This window comes from Aureimonas ureilytica DSM 18598 = NBRC 106430, assembly GCF_000382705.1.
Classification (GTDB): domain Bacteria; phylum Pseudomonadota; class Alphaproteobacteria; order Rhizobiales; family Rhizobiaceae; genus Aureimonas; species Aureimonas ureilytica.
In genome coordinates, this window is the sequence record NZ_ARQE01000010.1 from 18,763 (window position 1) to 34,232 (window position 15,470).

Annotated in this window: 17 protein-coding genes; 6 read left to right on the top strand and 11 right to left on the bottom strand. The window is 68.5% G+C overall.

What is annotated here, in order from left to right:
* Positions 1-58 precede the first annotated feature (58 nt).
* The gene (locus B146_RS0118715; protein WP_019998005.1) at positions 59-1,243 is read right to left on the bottom strand and encodes an acetyl-CoA C-acetyltransferase; all 1,185 of its coding nucleotides are present in this window, start codon (positions 1,241-1,243) and stop codon (positions 59-61) included.
* Positions 1,244-1,503: 260 nt separating this feature from the next.
* Here B146_RS0118715 and phaR point away from each other — a divergent pair, with 260 nt between their 5' ends.
* The gene (gene phaR / locus B146_RS0118720; protein WP_019998006.1) at positions 1,504-2,103 is read left to right on the top strand and encodes a polyhydroxyalkanoate synthesis repressor PhaR; all 600 of its coding nucleotides are present in this window, start codon (positions 1,504-1,506) and stop codon (positions 2,101-2,103) included.
* Positions 2,104-2,334: 231 nt separating this feature from the next.
* Here phaR and rpmF read toward each other — a convergent pair whose 3' ends face one another.
* Both rpmF and B146_RS0118730 read right to left on the bottom strand, forming a co-directional pair.
* Entirely contained in the window at positions 2,335-2,520 is a 186-nt protein-coding gene (rpmF, locus tag B146_RS0118725; protein WP_019998007.1) for a 50S ribosomal protein L32, read from the bottom strand.
* Positions 2,521-2,774: 254 nt separating this feature from the next.
* Positions 2,775-3,488, bottom strand: a complete 714-nt coding sequence (locus B146_RS0118730) for a biosynthetic peptidoglycan transglycosylase (protein WP_040408778.1) — start codon at positions 3,486-3,488, stop codon at positions 2,775-2,777.
* Positions 3,489-3,768: 280 nt separating this feature from the next.
* Here B146_RS0118730 and B146_RS0118735 point away from each other — a divergent pair, with 280 nt between their 5' ends.
* From B146_RS0118735 to B146_RS0118745, 3 genes are read left to right on the top strand one after another with little or no spacing between them, the layout of a single operon-like run.
* Positions 3,769-4,683: a polyprenyl synthetase family protein gene (locus B146_RS0118735; RefSeq protein WP_019998010.1), complete on the top strand. Its 915-nt coding sequence runs from the start codon at positions 3,769-3,771 to the stop codon at positions 4,681-4,683.
* 21 nt (positions 4,684-4,704) lie between these two features.
* The gene (locus tag B146_RS0118740; RefSeq protein WP_019998011.1) at positions 4,705-5,406 is read left to right on the top strand and encodes a helix-turn-helix transcriptional regulator; all 702 of its coding nucleotides are present in this window, start codon (positions 4,705-4,707) and stop codon (positions 5,404-5,406) included.
* A gap of 14 nt (positions 5,407-5,420) precedes the next feature.
* A complete protein-coding gene (locus tag B146_RS0118745; RefSeq protein WP_019998012.1) occupies positions 5,421-6,566 on the top strand; it encodes an amidohydrolase in 1,146 nt (381 codons plus the stop codon).
* 6 nt (positions 6,567-6,572) lie between these two features.
* On the opposite strand, the gene B146_RS0118750 is transcribed toward B146_RS0118745, so the two are convergent.
* Genes B146_RS0118750 through ispG form a run of 3 tightly spaced genes read right to left on the bottom strand, consistent with a single transcriptional unit; the run spans position 6,573 to position 9,285 of the window.
* Positions 6,573-7,151, bottom strand: a complete 579-nt coding sequence (locus B146_RS0118750; protein WP_019998013.1) for a histidine phosphatase family protein — start codon at positions 7,149-7,151, stop codon at positions 6,573-6,575.
* Between the two features lie 5 nt (positions 7,152-7,156).
* Positions 7,157-8,020, bottom strand: a complete 864-nt coding sequence (locus B146_RS0118755) for a lytic transglycosylase domain-containing protein (protein WP_019998014.1) — start codon at positions 8,018-8,020, stop codon at positions 7,157-7,159.
* Positions 8,017-9,285: a flavodoxin-dependent (E)-4-hydroxy-3-methylbut-2-enyl-diphosphate synthase gene (gene ispG / locus B146_RS0118760; protein WP_019998015.1), complete on the bottom strand. Its 1,269-nt coding sequence runs from the start codon at positions 9,283-9,285 to the stop codon at positions 8,017-8,019. Before ispG ends, B146_RS0118755 begins: the two co-directional genes overlap by 4 nt.
* A 247-nt stretch (positions 9,286-9,532) precedes the next feature.
* On the opposite strand from ispG, the gene B146_RS29395 reads away from it, so the two are divergent.
* Entirely contained in the window at positions 9,533-9,691 is a 159-nt protein-coding gene (locus B146_RS29395) for a DUF3309 family protein (RefSeq protein ID WP_019998016.1), read from the top strand.
* Positions 9,692-9,799: 108 nt separating this feature from the next.
* On the top strand, positions 9,800-9,958 hold the full coding sequence (locus B146_RS28485) for a DUF3309 family protein (RefSeq protein WP_019998017.1): 159 nt from the start codon (positions 9,800-9,802) through the stop codon (positions 9,956-9,958).
* A 33-nt stretch (positions 9,959-9,991) separates the two neighbouring features.
* Here B146_RS28485 and B146_RS0118775 read toward each other — a convergent pair whose 3' ends face one another.
* The 5 genes from B146_RS0118775 to B146_RS0118795 all read right to left on the bottom strand — a co-directional run bounded on the left by B146_RS0118775 (position 9,992) and on the right by B146_RS0118795 (position 15,408).
* Positions 9,992-11,284, bottom strand: coding sequence for an MFS transporter (locus tag B146_RS0118775; RefSeq protein WP_019998018.1), 1,293 nt, complete (start codon positions 11,282-11,284; stop codon positions 9,992-9,994).
* A gap of 32 nt (positions 11,285-11,316) precedes the next feature.
* Positions 11,317-12,150: a DeoR/GlpR family DNA-binding transcription regulator gene (locus tag B146_RS0118780; protein WP_019998019.1), complete on the bottom strand. Its 834-nt coding sequence runs from the start codon at positions 12,148-12,150 to the stop codon at positions 11,317-11,319.
* A gap of 153 nt (positions 12,151-12,303) precedes the next feature.
* A complete protein-coding gene (locus tag B146_RS0118785; protein WP_019998020.1) occupies positions 12,304-13,191 on the bottom strand; it encodes a DMT family transporter in 888 nt (295 codons plus the stop codon).
* Between the two features lie 376 nt (positions 13,192-13,567).
* The gene (locus tag B146_RS0118790; protein WP_019998021.1) at positions 13,568-14,626 is read right to left on the bottom strand and encodes a Gfo/Idh/MocA family protein; all 1,059 of its coding nucleotides are present in this window, start codon (positions 14,624-14,626) and stop codon (positions 13,568-13,570) included.
* Complete coding sequence (locus tag B146_RS0118795) at positions 14,623-15,408, bottom strand: ThuA domain-containing protein (RefSeq protein WP_019998022.1); 786 nt, start codon at positions 15,406-15,408, stop codon at positions 14,623-14,625. The genes B146_RS0118790 and B146_RS0118795 overlap by 4 nt, the downstream gene beginning before the upstream one ends.
* Positions 15,409-15,470 lie beyond the last annotated feature (62 nt).

Below are 15,470 nucleotides of genomic sequence, written 5' to 3' on the forward strand. Positions count from 1 at the left end.
AAGAGAGAACGGGAAGGGAGAGCGGCGCCCGTGCGCCCGCTCGCCCTCCCCTATCGCGTCAGAAACGCTCGATGCACATGGCGACACCCATGCCGCCGCCGACGCAGAGCGTGGTTAGGCCGCGCTTGGCCTCGCGGCGGCGCATCTCGTAGAGGAGCGTGTTGAGGACGCGCGCGCCCGAAGCGCCGATCGGATGGCCGATCGCGATGGCGCCGCCATTGACGTTGACGATGTCGGGGTTCCAGCCGAGATCCTTGTTCACCGCGCAGGCCTGCGCGGCGAAGGCCTCGTTGGCCTCCACGAGTTCGAGGTCTTCCAGGCGCCAGCCGGCCTTTTCGAGCGCGCGGCGCGAGGCCGGGATCGGGCCCGAGCCCATGACGGCGGGATCGACGCCGACGGTCGCGAAGGAGGCGATGCGCGCCAGCGGCGTCAGGCCGCGCCGCGTGGCTTCCTCTTCGCTCATCAAGACCACGGCGGCCGCGCCGTCGTTGATGCCCGAGGCGTTGCCGGCCGTGACCGTGCCTTCCTTGTCGAAGGCGGGCTTCAGCTTCTGCACCTTATCGAGCGTCGTGCCCGGCTTGATGTATTCGTCGTCCGCGACCACCACGTCGCCCTTGCGGCTCGACACGGTGAAGGGAACGATCTCGTCCTTGAAGCGGCCGGCCTTCTGGGCCTCCTCGGCCTTGTTCTGCGAGCGGACGGCGAACTCGTCCTGCTCGTCGCGCGTGATCTGCCACTGGCGCGCGACGTTCTCGGCCGTGTTGCCCATGTGGTAGCCCTGGAAGGCGTCGATCAGGCCGTCCTTCAGCATCGTGTCGATGAACTTGAGATCGCCCATCTTCTGGCCGGCGCGCAGATGCGCGGCATGGGGCGCCATGGACATGGATTCCTGCCCGCCCGCGACCACGACGCGCGCGTCGCCGGTGGCGATCTGCTGCGCGCCGAGCGCCACGGCGCGAAGGCCCGAACCGCAGAGCTGGTTGAGCCCCCAGGCCGAGGCTTCCTTCGGCACGCCCGCCTTCATGGCCGCCTGACGCGCCGGGTTCTGCCCTTCGGCCGCCTGCAGGACCTGGCCGAGGATCACCTCGTCCACCTCGCCCGGCGCAACGCCCGCGCGTACGAGCGCTTCGGTGATCGCGGCGGCGCCCAGGTGATGGGCGGGAACATTGGCGAAGGCGCCGTTGAAGGCGCCGACCGGCGTGCGCGCCGCTCCCACGATGACGATTCGCTGCGCTGCGCTCATGCCTTGCCCCTTCCCTGCCCGTTCCGCCGTTCCGCGTCGGCGGTGTCCGGGCGACCTTCGCAGAGTGATCGGGAGCCGTCAAACACAAGCGCAGATTTCACCGGAGGCTTTTCGCGCCTGCGGCGAAGTTGGGCGGGTCGAGGGGAGATTTCCCAAGAATTTCAGGCGGAACCGTTTGGAAACAGCGCAAAAACATGCCTATCATTTCGCAAGGGCAGCGTAGAATGACGCCCGAACGGAATCGCCTTGGGAGAGAGCGGATGGCACGCAGCAACGAACCGACCGTCATCAAGAAATACGCCAACCGCCGCCTCTACAACACCGGCACCAGCATGTATGTCACGCTCGAGAATCTCGCGGCCATGGTGAAGGGCAACGAGGACTTCGTGGTGCAGGACGCCAAGACCGGCGAGGACATCACGCATTCCGTCCTGACGCAGATCATTTTCGAGCAGGAGAACAAGGGCGGGCAGAATCTCATGCCGATCGCCTTCCTGCGCCAGCTCATCCGCTTCTATGGCGACCAGATGCAGATGGTGATTCCCGCCTATCTCGAGCAGTCCATGGCCGCCTTCTCGCGCGAGCAGGAATCCTATCGCGGCGCGGCGGGCAGCAATCCGCTTCAGATGATGGAAACCCAGGTGCGCCGGAACACGGAAATGTTCCGCGAGGCGATGGGCATGTTCAACCCGTTCCTCGCCAGCGCCATGGGGATGCCCGACAAGGCGACCGGCCGCCCCGCGGAGCGCGCCCCCGAGCCCGCGCCCGCCGGCCCGACGGCGGACGATTTCAGCGCCATGCGCGAGCAGCTCGCCGCCATGCAGCGCCGGCTGGAAGAAATGGACAAGAAGGGCAACTGAGCCCGGCGGGGGACAAGGGGGCAGGCGCGCCCTGCCCCATTCCGCCGCAACCGCTGGCGAAGCCCGCGCGGTCTAGGCTCGATCGTTCCGGATCTCGAATTCCTTCGAACCCTCCGGACAAGTGGCCTCCAGCGCCAGCGAGAGATCACGACGAACGGACAAGAAAAAAGGCCGGACGCTCGCGCATCCGGCCTTTTTTGATTCACGAGGGGCTCGACGCCCCGGCATGGATCAGGCGTCCTGCTTGACCGCAAGGATCTGACGGCCACGGTACATGCCGGACTTCAGATCGATGTGGTGCGGGCGGCGCAGCTCGCCCGAGTTCTTGTCCTCGACATAGGTCGGGGCCTTGAGCGCGTCGGCCGAGCGGCGCATGCCACGCTTGGAGGGGGAGGTTTTGCGTTTGGGGACGGCCATCGGTTTCTCCGTTCACATCGGCGGCGCTGAGTTCCGTCGAGGACGAACCGCGTCGAAGGGTTGTTGTTCTTGGTTTGGCGGACGCGGAACGCCCGCGAAAGCCGATCCCGATCAAACGACCGGCCGTCGAAGCCCAGAGGGTTCGAATTCGGCCCTATCGAATTGACGGGAATTCGGCTTTGCCCTTAGCAAAGATGCCCCCGCTTGGAAAGGGGCGGGCCGGTTTTTCTCCGCTCCTGCCTCTCGCCGCCGCGTCAGCGCGCGCCGAGAACGCAGCCCGTATAGTCGCCGGAGGCGCGCGCCCGCGCCTCCACGACCTGCGCCAGACGCCGCAATCCGGCCGATGGGCGGGCGGGATCGCGCGTCAGCGGCGAGGGCAGCGTCACCGCCAGAAGCGCCGCCTGCCGGGCGGTGAGCTGCGAGGGCGGCTTGTTGAAATAGAAGCGCGAGGCGGCGCCGATTCCATAGATGCCGTCGCCCCATTCGGCGATATTGAGATAGATTTCCATGGTGCGGCGCTTCGTCCAGACGAAGTCCGCATAGGTGGCGAGCGGCAGTTCCAGCGCCTTGCGCAGGAAGGAGCGCCCGTTCCACAGGAAGAGATTCTTGGCGGTCTGCATGGGGATGGTGGACGCGCCGCGCCCGGCCTCCCCCTCGTTCACGGCCTGATCCACGACGGTGCCGAGCGCCGCCCAGTCCACCCCGCCATGGAAACAGAACTGCCCGTCCTCCGACATCATGACGGAGGCGACCATGACCGGGGCGATGGCCTCGATCGGCGTCCATTCGCGGTCATAGGGTTGAAACGAGAAATGCTCCGCCAGCATCAGGGTCGAGACCGGATGCACGGCGGGAATGGCGTAGATCGGCACGAGCGCGGCGGGGATCGCGGCAAGCCCGACCAGAACGAAGAGAAGCGCGAAGACCAGCCGGCGCATCAGCGGCGCGCCCGCGCGACGGCGCGCCATCGGAGGCTCCTCGCCCGTCTCCTGGTCAAGCCAGTCCCGCGCGCCATCGCCTGCGTCGGCGGGAGGCCCGTCGAAACGGCCGTGGTCGGCCTCCGTCTCAAGCCGCTCGGCCACGCATTTCGTCCATGATCTCAGCGAACCCCAAGGCGCCTGTCCCCGCTCCGTCATAGCAAGCTCGGGGAAAGCGGGGCAATCGTCCCGCCGAACACGACTTGCGGCAGGGCGCGGCGGAAGGCACAGAAGGCCCTGACCGTCATTGCCCCCCTCTTTGCGAGCTTCCATGTCCGACAGCGCCGCGCGGCCCGCCTTCGAAACGCAACTCGGCCAGTCCGCCGCCCGCATGGAAGAGGTGCTCGGCCAGGCCCTCGCCAGCGACACGACTTTGCTCAAGGGCGCGCCCGAGCGCCTGTTGGAGGCCATGCGACACGGCGCGCTCGGCGGGGGAAAGCGCCTGCGCCCGTTCCTCGTGGAAGCCTCGGCCGCGCTGTTCGGCGCGTCAGTGGAGGCCGCCGCGCCCGTTGCCGCCGCGCTCGAATGCATCCACTGCTATTCCCTGGTTCATGACGATCTGCCGGCCATGGACGACGACGATCTGCGCCGGGGCCGCCCGACGGTTCACCGCGCCTTCGACGAGGCGACGGCGATTCTCGCCGGCGACGCGCTTCTGACGCTCGCCTTCGGGCTGGTCGCCGAGGCAGACGCCCTGCCCGCCCCGGCGCGCCTGTCGCTCGTCGCGCTTCTGTCGCGCGAAGCCGGGGCCGCCGGCATGGCGGGGGGGCAGGCGCTGGATCTGGCCGCTGAAACGCAGACGCTCTCGGAAGCCGAGATCGCGCGGATGCAGGCGATGAAGACCGGCGCGCTTCTGGCCTTCGCGGCGGAAGCCGGGCCGATCCTCGCCGGCGCGCCGGAGGCCGATCGCAAGGTCCTGCGTCGCTATGGCGAGATCATCGGCCTCGCCTTCCAGCTCGCGGACGATCTCCTGGACGAGACGGCCGATGCCGCGACGCTCGGCAAGGCGGTCGGCAAGGATCAGGCGCGCGGCAAGAAGACCCTGCCCGCCCTGCGCGGCCAGGACTGGACGCGCGGCGAACTCGCTCGTCTGGTGGCGGAGGCCGAAGCCCTCCTCGCGCCCTATGGCGAGCGGGCCGAGACGCTGCGCGAGACCGCCCGTTTCGTCGCCTTCCGAGACCGATAGGCCGCGCCCCTCGCCCCGGCCATGTCGCGCTCGGAACGCCTCCTCGATCTTCTTCAGCTCCTGCGCCGTCACCGCCAGCCGGTGAGCGGGCGGGCGCTGGCGGAAGAACTCGGCGTCAGCCTGCGCACGCTCTATCGCGACGTCGCCAGCCTTCAGGCCATGGGCGCGGAAATCGAAGGCGAGGCCGGGCTCGGCTATGTCCTGAAGCCCGGCTTCCATCTGCCGCCCCTCATGTTCCGGCCGGACGAGTTGCAGGCCCTCGCGCTCGGCGCGCGCTGGGTGGCGGACCGGGCGGATGCGGCGTTGAGCGAAGCGGCGCTGAGCGCCCTGTCGCGCATCTCGGCCGTCCTGCCGCCCGATCTCAAAGCCGATCTCGACGCCTCCGCGCTTCTTCTCGGCCCGGCCAAGGGATTCGTGAGCGATAGCGTGGACACGGCGCTGCTGCGACAAGCGATCCGAGGCGGGCGCAAGCTGCGCCTGTCCTATCGCGATGCGTCGGATGCGGCGTCCGAAAGGGTCATCTGGCCCTTCGCGCTGGCCTTCTTCGAGGGCGTGCGGCTGCTGCTCGGCTGGTGCGAGTTGAGAGAGAGCTTCCGCAATTTCCGCACCGATCGTATCGTCTCGGCCGAGCTTCTGGCTGAGCGAAGCCCCAAGCGACCGCCGGTCCTTCTCAAGGAGTGGCGGATTGCGGAAGGCATCAAGGCCGATTGCAAGGTCGGCTGAAGGAGGACGTATCGATGGAGTTCGACCCGCAGGCCCTGAGCGAGTCCATCGCCTTTCGCCGCGCGCTGCATCAGGCACCCGAACTCTCCGGCGAGGAAGCGCGCACCGCCGAGACGGTGGCAAGGCGGCTGCAAACCCTCGCGCCTGACAAGCTCCTCACAGGCCTCGGCGGCCACGGTGTCGCCTGCACCTTCGACGGCGCGGAGCCGGGGCCGAGCCTTCTTCTTCGCTGCGAACTCGACGCGCTGCCGATCCACGAGATCAGCGATGCGCCGCATCGCTCGCGCACGCTCGGCAAGGGCCATCTCTGCGGCCATGACGGGCATTCGGCCATCCTGACGCTGGTCGCCTCGGCCCTCTCCCAACGTCGCCCGGCGCGCGGGCGCGTCATCCTCCTGTTCCAGCCGGCGGAGGAAACCGGCGCGGGGGCGGCCGCCGTTCTGGCCGATCCCCGCTTTGCCGCGATCCGGCCCGACATGGCGTTGTCGCTGCACAATCTCCCCGGCCTGCCCTTGGGCGACGTGGCCTTGCGCGAGGGGCCGGTCAACTGCGCCTCGCGCGGCCTTCGCATCACACTCTCGGGCAAGACCGCCCATGCCTCGATGCCGCAGGACGGGCTCTCGCCCATGCCGGCCATGACCCGCCTCATGCCCGCCCTCGCGGCGCTCGGGCCGGGCGGCGCGCTGAACGAGAGTTTTCGCTTGGTCACCATCACCCATGCGCGCCTCGGCGAGCCCGCCTTCGGCATCGCGCCCGGCGCCGGCGAAATCTGGGCGACCCTGCGCACGCTCCGCGACGAGGCCATGGCGGCGCTGGTGCAGGAGGCCGAACGGCTCGTCGTCAGCGATGCCGCAGCCTCCGGCCTCGGCCACGAACTTCGATACGAGGACGTCTTCACCCATTGCGAGAACCATCCCGCAGCCGTCGCGCTTCTGGCTCGCGCGCTGGACGCGGAAGGCATCGCGCATCGGCCGGGCGAGCCCATGTACCCTTCCGAGGATTTCGGCCGCTTCGCCGCCGTCTCTCCCTCGGCCATGTTCTTTCTGGGTGCCGGCCTCGACCACCCGCGCCTGCACAATCCCGACTACGACTTCCCCGACGACCTCATCGCCATCGGCGCGCGGGTGTTCCTGCGGGCGGTGCGCGAGGCCTTGGGATAGCGGGTCTCACGCCCTCGGCGCGATGGGCTCCCAGCCGTGGCGGATCGTGAGGTCCGGCAGATCGGCGCTCCAGACATGGCCCTGAAAGGGCTGGTCCTCGGCGCGCGAGATGGCGCGTCCCGCCAGCGCGCAGAAGAGAAGCGTGCCGACCGCGCCATGGGCGACGATGGCGAGATCGCCCGTGCCGTCATGCTGCTGGACGATGCCGCGCACCGCGCCGAGGATGCGGCTCTGCGCATCCACCGCACGCTCCCAGCCGCGCACGCTTGTCTGCGGCTCGGCAAAGAAGGCGTCGGCCACCCTCTCGAACTCCGCCGGCGGCAGGAAGCCCGTCGCGCTGCGGTCGTTCTCGCCGAGTTCCGCCAGGACCCGGACGCCGAGACCCCAACGAGCGGCGAGGATGCCGGCGGCCTCGATCGCCTTGGTTTCCGTGCTCGCCCAGACTTGGCGGAGGCCGCTCAGTGTCTCCCGCCCGGCGAAATGGCGCATCCGCTCGATGCCGGAGGGCTGAAGATGCCAGCGCTCGATCGGCACGCTCGGGTCCACGACCACCTCGGGATGGCTGACGAAGAAGAGCGTGGCCATTGGGGTCAGCGGTTCTTGATGACGACGCAGGAGCCGCCGGCGCTGCGATACTTGTTGCAGAAGGCGTCGGCCGCGCCGCGCGAGTTGGCGCCGATGCGGATGGCGGTGATGCGGCGCGGGCCAGACATCGGCCGGGTGCGCATGACGATCGGCTCGACGCCGCCGAGAAGGCCGGGATAGCGGTCCTGCAGCTTGCGATAGAGACGAACGGCGATGGCCTCGTTGGGATGGCCGGCGACCTGCGCGCCCCAGGGGCGCATGGGCGCGCTTTCGACCGCCGCGAAGACGGCGCGCGTCGGCAGGATCGGCAGTCGGCGGCACGCGACGGCGAAGTCCAGATCCTTCACCAGCGGCGTGACGGCGGCCTCGCGCTTTTCCTCGCGAAACCAGGCCGCCGGCTGCGCGGTGATGGAGAGGACGTAGTCTTCGGTCTCGTAGGGCAGCCGCCCGCCGCTCTGCATCCAGCGCTTCACGCGGTTGATGCCGCCATTATAGGCCGCCGCCGCCAAGCCCCAGGAACCGAGTTCGGAGCGCAGGTCACGCAGATAGGTCGCGGAATGACGCAGCGCCTCGCGCTTGTCGAACGGGTCCGACAGGCCGCGCTCCTTGGCCGTGTAGGGCATGAATTGGGCGATGCCCTGCGCGCCGACGGGCGACTGCGCGGATTCGTCGAAGCGCGATTCCTTCCAGATCAGGCGCGCGAAGAATTCCGGCGCCATGCCGACGGATTTGGCGTTCTCGGCGATGAGATCGCAGATTTCGGCGACGCGCGGATTGTTCTTCTCGCCCGTCTTGTCCTCGGCCCTGGCGCTTGGCGTCAGAGCAAGCGCCAAGGCGATGGCGGCCAGCGAAAATCGAGGCGAGTTCATTCGGCGGCGGCGCGCCCGCCCCCGAAGCGGCGCTCGATATAGGCGAGCACCATCTCGTGGAATTCCTGCGCGATGCCTGCGCCGCGCAAGGTCGCGACCTTCACCCCGTCCATATAGACGGGCGCCGAGGGCACCTCGGCGGTGCCGGGCAGCGAGATGCCGATATCGGCATGCTTGGATTCGCCCGGCCCGTTGACGATGCAGCCCATGACGGCGACCGACAGCGCCTCGACGCCGGGATAGCGCTCGCGCCATACGGGCATGTTGCGGCGGATGTCGTTCTGGATCGTCTCGGCGAGTTCCTGGAACAGGGTCGAGGTCGTGCGCCCGCAGCCGGGGCAGGCCGCGACGATCGGAATGAACTGCCGGAAGCCCATGGTCTGGAGGATTTCCTGCGCGACCTGCACTTCCTTGGTCCGGTCGCCGCCGGGCTCGGGCGTCAGCGAGACGCGGATCGTGTCGCCGATGCCTTCCTGGAGGAGGATGCCCATGGCGGCCGAGGAGGCGACGATGCCCTTCGAGCCCATGCCCGCTTCCGTCAGGCCGAGATGGATCGCATGGTCGGTGCGCCGCGACAGGTCGCGATAAACGGCGATGAGGTCCTGAACGTTGGAGACCTTGGCGGAGAGAATGATCTTCTCGCGCGCCAGACCCGTCTCCTCCGCCAGCGCGGCGGAATGGAGCGCGGACTGGATGATCGATTCCCGCATCACCGCGCGCGCCGAAAGCGGCTGCGCGAGGGCCGAGTTCTCGTCCATCAGCCGGGTCAAGAGTTCCTGATCGAGCGAGCCCCAGTTGACGCCGATGCGCACCGGCTTGTCGTGCCGGATGGCCATTTCGATGATGTCGACGAACTGCCGGTCCTTCTTGTCCTTGAAGCCGACATTGCCGGGATTGATGCGGTACTTGGCGAGCGCAGCGGCGCAATCGGGATAATCGGCCAGCAGCTTGTGGCCGATATAATGAAAGTCGCCGACGAGCGGCACGGAGAGACCCAGCCGGTCCAGCCGCTCGCGAATGCGGGGCACGGCGGCGGCCGATTCCGGCCGGTCCACGGTGATGCGCACGATCTCCGAGCCGGCGCGCGCAAGCTGCGCCACCTGCGCGACGGTGGAATCCACATCCGCCGTGTCCGTGTTGGTCATGGACTGGACGACCACCGGGGCCGGTCCGCCGACGAGAACGCCGCCGACATTCACGCCCACCGTGCGGCGGCGGGGCAGCGGATCGGCGAGAACGGGTTCGATCGGCAAGGCTGCGGTCATCGGGTGGCTTCCCAGCGAAAAGGCGGTGGCGGCTCCGGGTGGCACCCGTGCGAGCGCGAGGTCCAGACCCGGGGTCTATATCGCCTCGCGCGCGTGTCAAATGAAGAGGCTTCGTGTCGCGAGCATGACGCAAGCCTCGTTAACAGACGCGTCACGACTTGCGGCCGGCGCTTGGGCCTGTCACCTCCCTGCCCGACCGGTCCCGCGCGCCCCTTCGCCGCGCGGCTCGTTTCTGGAAGGAGTGTCCATGCCCCTCGGCGCCGCCCTTTGCCTGTTCTGCCTTCTGATGCTGGCGGGCTTCCTGCCGATCTGGCCGTGGTCGCGCGGCTGGTCCTACCGCCCCGCCATCCTGCTCGGCGTCGTCTTCACCGTCGCGGTCATGATCTGGGTGACGATCCTCGTCTAGGGGCCCTGTCTGCGGGCCGGCCCCCTGCGGCGAAATGTGTCAGCAATGTGGAACCCGAACACGTTGGCGTGAGTTGTTTGCCTGTCTTAGTTCTCGCGGAGTTCCCCAATGTCTCTCGGCACCATTCTTCTGATCGTCTTGATCCTGCTCCTGATCGGCGCGTTTCCGGGCTGGGGCTACTCGCGCAGCTGGGGCTATGGCCCGAGCGGCATTCTCGGCTTTCTTCTCGTCGTGGTTCTGGTCCTGCTGCTACTCGGCCGCATCTGACGTAGAACCCGATCGAATCGAACGCTGGTCGCCTCAGGCGGCCAGCGTTTCGCGTTCGGGCGCGGCCCTGGCCGGCTGGGGCCGGTCGGCCCCGCGCATGAGGCCCGACAGGGCGAAGACCACGAGAAGACACAGGCTGAGGCCGAGGAAGACCGGCGAGAAGCCGAAATGCTCGGCGAAGACGCCGATGGCCGAGGGCGCGATCAGGATGCCGCTATAGCCGATCGAGGTCGCGATGGAGATCGCGACGCCGGGCTTCACGCCCTCGATATTGCCCGCCGCCGAGAAGGCGATCGGCACGAGATTGGCAAGGCCCACCCCGAGCACGGCAAAGCCCACAAGCGCCGCGCCGAAGCTGCCGGCAAAGCCGATCAGAACCAGCCCCACCATCGCGAAGACGAGCGACAGGCGGATGGTGCGCACCGCGCCCAGCCGATCGCGAATGCCGTCGCCCAGGAACCGGAACAGCGCCATGGTCGCCGAGAAGGCCGCGAAGGCGAGGCCCGAGGTCGCGATATCCGCGCCGAGATCCTGCCGGACATAGATGGCGCTCCAGTCGATCGTCGCCCCTTCCGGCACCATGGAGAACAGGGCGCAGACGCCAAGCGCCATGGCGACGAGCCTGGCCGAGCCGGCGCGCGCCGCGGGCGTCGCCGCATCCCCCTCCCCGTCGCTCGCCGCCGGGGCGGTGAGGCCGACATGCTTGTCCTCCATCAGGTGAAGGCCGATCGGCCAGAGGGCGAGAAGCGTGACGAGCGCGACGACGCTCGCTTGGCCCACCGAGCCGAGCCCGGCGATCAGCGGACCGCCGACCGTCGCGCCGAGAACGCCGCCGATCGACCAGAAGCCGTGACAGGAGGACATCATCGCCGAGGGCAGGGTCCGCTCGGCCTGGACGGCATTGGCGTTCATCGCGACATCCATGCCGCCCATGGTCATGCCGAAGAAGAGGATCGCGGCCGCCGCGCTCCAGGGCGTGGGCGCCAGAACCAGAAGCGGCAGGGCGAAGGCGAGCAGCGCCTGAAGCACCAGCGTCGGCAGGCGCGAGCCGAAGCGCGCCGTCGCCGCGCCGACGAGCGGCATGGCCGCGACGGCGCCGATGCCGAAGACGAGGATCAGGAGGCCGAGCCGCCCTTCGCTGAGGCCGAGCCGATCGGCCAGAAGCGGCACCTGCGGCGTCCAGTTGCCGAGAATGAAGCCGTTCACCAGAAAGGCGAGCGAGACCGCGATCCGGCGGGCCGGCCAGCGCGCCGGGCGATGGGAGGGGGACGTGGTCACGGCGGGGAAATCCTTTGCGGGAAGCTGGGCGCGGCTCGATGCGCCCATGGCGCGCGAGACGCGCGGCGATCGATCATGTTTCAGGAGGCCTTGCGGGCGGACTTGGCGCCGGCGGGCCGCTCGGTAAGGGGCGGCCGGGCGCGCAGGATGCGGATGCCCGCTGCCTCGAACTCGGCGAGCGCCTGCGGCGGCGCGTCGTGCTCCACGACGAGCGTGTCGATGCGGCCGGGCTCCAGAACGGGAAAGGGGGTGACGCTCGCCAGCTTCTCGTTGAGGGCGGCGGCGACCACGGCGCCGGCCCGCGCGCCGATCTCGCGCTTGAAAGCGGCGTCCTCGTAATCCTGCGCGGTGATGCCGATTTCGGCATCGACGCCGCAGATACCGAGCACGAGGAGGTCGGGGCGCATGGCCTCCGCCTCGCGCTGGCTGACAGCGCCGAGGCAGGCGCCCGTGTGCCGGTTCACCCGGCCACCGAACAGGACGACGTCGAGCGCGGGCTTGTCGGCCAGCGCGCAGGCGATCGCCGGCGCATGGGTGACGACGGTCGCCGCGAGACTTTGGTCGAGCGCTTCGGCCACGTGAATATTGGTGGAGCCCGCGTCGATGAAGATCGTCGCGTTCGGGCGGGTCATCTCGGCGATGCGCTCGGCCAACGCCACGGCCAGCGCCCGCTTTCGCTCCTCGGCCTCCTCGCGGCGCTTGCGCAGCGGCACGAGGCCGGGCGCGGGCGGCAGCGCGCCGCCATAGACGCGGCGGCACAGGCCCGCCGAGGCGAGTTCGCGCAGGTCCCGGCGGATCGTGTCCTCCGACACGGCGAATTCGCGCGCGAGTTCGGACGCGAGCACCCGGCCCTCGCGGGAAAGGCGGTCGCGGATCAGGGTCTGGCGTTCGGGGGTCAGCGACATCAGGCTCATCGGCGGGCGTCCTTTTCTCCGTCGCCCTATGCACGATCATGCACGATTCGTCAATTTCACTTCCGATTGATGCCTGACTTCGAGCCAAATCGCGCCAAACGAAAAACCCGCCACGAGGGCGGGTCGATCGTTCGGTGGGGAGATGCAGAAGGCTCAGAGCGCGCCGGCCGCCGGCTTGGGAAGGGCGGGCACCGCGCGGCGATCCTCGCCGCCGCCAAGCGTCATCACCCCGCAGAAGCCGACCAGCGCCATGCCGGCCACCGCCAGCGGATCGGGAAACTCGCCGAACAGGAGCGCGCCGAGAAGCGCGGCCCAGACGATCTGGCTGTATTGCGTCGGCGCAAGGCGGCTGGCGGGCGTGAGACGGGCGGCGACCACCATGGCGATGTTGCCGATGCCGGCGCACAGGCCGCCGATCACCAGAACCGGCCAATGCTGCGTGGACGGCATGACGAAGCTCGGGATCATCAGAAGGCCGTTGGTGGCCGTGGCGGCCAGAAGCACGCCGCCGACCAGCGTCAGCCGCTTTTCGGTCTGCCCGAGCGAGCGCAGGAGAATGGCGCCGAGCGCGCCGCAGAAGGCGCAGGTGATGGCGGCGAGATGGCCGAGCGTCAGGGCGTTGAAGCCGGGTCGCACGACGAGCATGACGCCGGCGAGACCGCCGAGCAGCGCCACCCAGCGCGCCGGGCCGACCGACTCCTTCAGGAGCAGCATGGAGAGGACGGCGACGAAGACCGGCAGAAGGAAGATCAGCGAATAGGCCTGCGCCATCGGTAGATGCGTGAAGGCGTAGATCGCCGACATGCCGCCGATCGTGCCCGTCGTCATGCGGGCGAGCACCATCCAGGGGCGGTGCGGGCGCAGGATCGAGCGCCAGCTGTCGGCCGGGCGCTTGGACAGGAGGGCCGGCCCGAGCGCGATCAGCGAGACGAAGAAGCCGATTTCGAAGGTGGGAAGCTCGGAGCCGAGGATCTTCCCGGCGGCGTCGGAGCAGGAATAGGACAGGTAGGCCAGGAACGCGAGAAGAATGCCGGACTGCATCGGAGGCGACTTTGCGAAAACAGGAAAAGCCGGCGTCGCGATCTGGCGATCGTTTGCCCTTGCGGGCGCGTATTCGGGACGGGGAAGCAGGCAAGCGCACTATCGCGCTTCCCCGTTGATAATTCCTTTCCAGAGCCCCTCGCAACGGCTCCAAGCCGCTGATTCCGATCATATAATCTTACGTGGTCGGCCGCGGCGTGATCGCACTGCAACACAAGGGCAAGTGCGGCAAAACCAAGGAGAACGAGGCGGCGAAAATAAGAATTTCCCGGTGATGCGAATGGGGCGCAGACGCTTGGCCGGGACCCGTTCCGGAAACGAGAACGGCCCGGCCGCGTCGCGCAGCCGAGCCGTCGTCGAGCTGGAAAAAGCGGCGTCAGTCGACCCGCAGCATCCGCCCCGCCTCGTCGGACACGAAGCACAGGTCGAGCAGTTTCTGGATGCCGGCGGCGTGCCGGAAGTTCGGCTGGCCGTTTTCGCCGGACATCAGCGCGAGGGCGAAGCGATGCTCGTTGCGCGGCGTCACCGGGCATTCGACCCTGACCCAGGTCTGCGTTTCCATGTCGGCCCCGAGGCAGGCCTCCAGACGCGAGTCCTGATGGTTGGCCCAGATGCGCAAGGCGCCGTTCTCGCCATAGATGGCGAGATTCAGATCGTTCAGATTGCCCGTCGCATAGCGCGACATGTGGACGACACCGAGCGCGCCGTTCGACATCTCGACCGTCATGGCGACGCTGTCGTTGACATCCAGCTTGTAGGCGCCGATCGCCCCGCCCTCGGCCTTGTCATAGGTCTTCATGCGCGCCTGGAGCGCGGCGAAGTCGAGCCCCGTGCCGAAGGTGACGAAGTCGAGAATGTGGATGCCGATATCGCCGAGCACGCCCTTGGAGCCATGCGCGGCCGACAGACGCCAGAGCCATCGCTCGTCCGTGCGCCAGTCGCCCCAATGCTTGGCGGTGAGCCAGCTCTGGAGATAGCTCGCCTCCAGATGCCGGATCGTGCCGATGCGCCCATCGTCCACCATGCGCCGCGCCATCTGGATCGCATGGGCGTTGCGATAGGTGAGGTTCACCATGTTGACGAGCCCGGCGCTCTCGGCCGCCTCGGTCATGGCGAGCGCGTCGGGATAGTTCACCGCCAGCGGCTTTTCGCAAAAGACCGGCTTGCCGGCCGCGATCAGCTCCAGCGTCGTCGCCTTGTGGACGCCGTCCGGCGTCGAGTTCACCGCCGCGTCGAACTCCCCCCAAGCGATGGCGTCGGGGAGCGAGCCGAAGGTCTGCGGGATGGAATGCTCCAGCGCGAAGAGCCGGGCGCGGTCGAGATTGGTGTCGACGGCGGCGACGACCTTGACGTTCGGGATGGCGGAGAAATGCTCGGCATGGCGCGCGGCGATGCCGCCCGTGCCGAGGATCAGGATGCGCTTTTCCTCGCTCATCGATAGCCCGCCTCGCCGGCCTTGTGCAGCGAGCCGCCCTTCTTCTCGATCTTTTCGCGCGCCTGATCGATCGGCACGTTCGGCGCCTCGGCCACCTCGCGCCAGGGCTTGGCGGGGTTGTAGGCCCAGCGCACGGCGTTGCGCAGAACGCGGCGGATGTCGGGGTCGTGATAGATCGGATAGGTCTCGTGGCCGGGCTCGAAATAGAAGATGCGCCCCGCCCCGCGCTGGTAGGTAAGCCCCGAGCGGAACACCTCGCCGCCCTCGAACCAGGAAACGAAGACCGTCTCCAGCGGCTCGGGAACGAGGAAGGGCTCGCCATACATTTCCGAGTTCGGCAGCTCGATCGCCTTGTCGATCCCTTGCGTGATCGGGTGGCTCGGATTGATCACCCAAAGCCGCTCGCGCTCGCCCGCCTCGCGCCAGCGCAGCGAGCAGGGCGTGCCCATCAGGCGCTTGAAGATCTTGGAGAAATGGCCCGAATGGAGAACGAGCAGCCCCATGCCCTCGTGGACGCGCTGGGCCACCCGCTCGACGATCGCGTCGTCCACCCGGGCATGGGCCTTGTGGCCCCACCAGACGAGAACGTCGGTCTCGTCCAGCCGCGCCTGGGAGAGGCCGTGCTCGGGCTCCTCCAGCGTCGCGGTGGACACCTCGACATCCGCGTCCTCGCCGATCCCTTGCGCGATCGCGTTGTGAAGGCCGTCGGGATAGACCTCGCGAACGACGGCGTTCTCCTTCTCGTGCAGGAACTCGTTCCAGACGACGACACGGATCGACATGGGCTGCCTCCCTCGGCATGATCGCGCGGAGCCCACCCGCCCCGCGCCTGCAAGACCTCCCC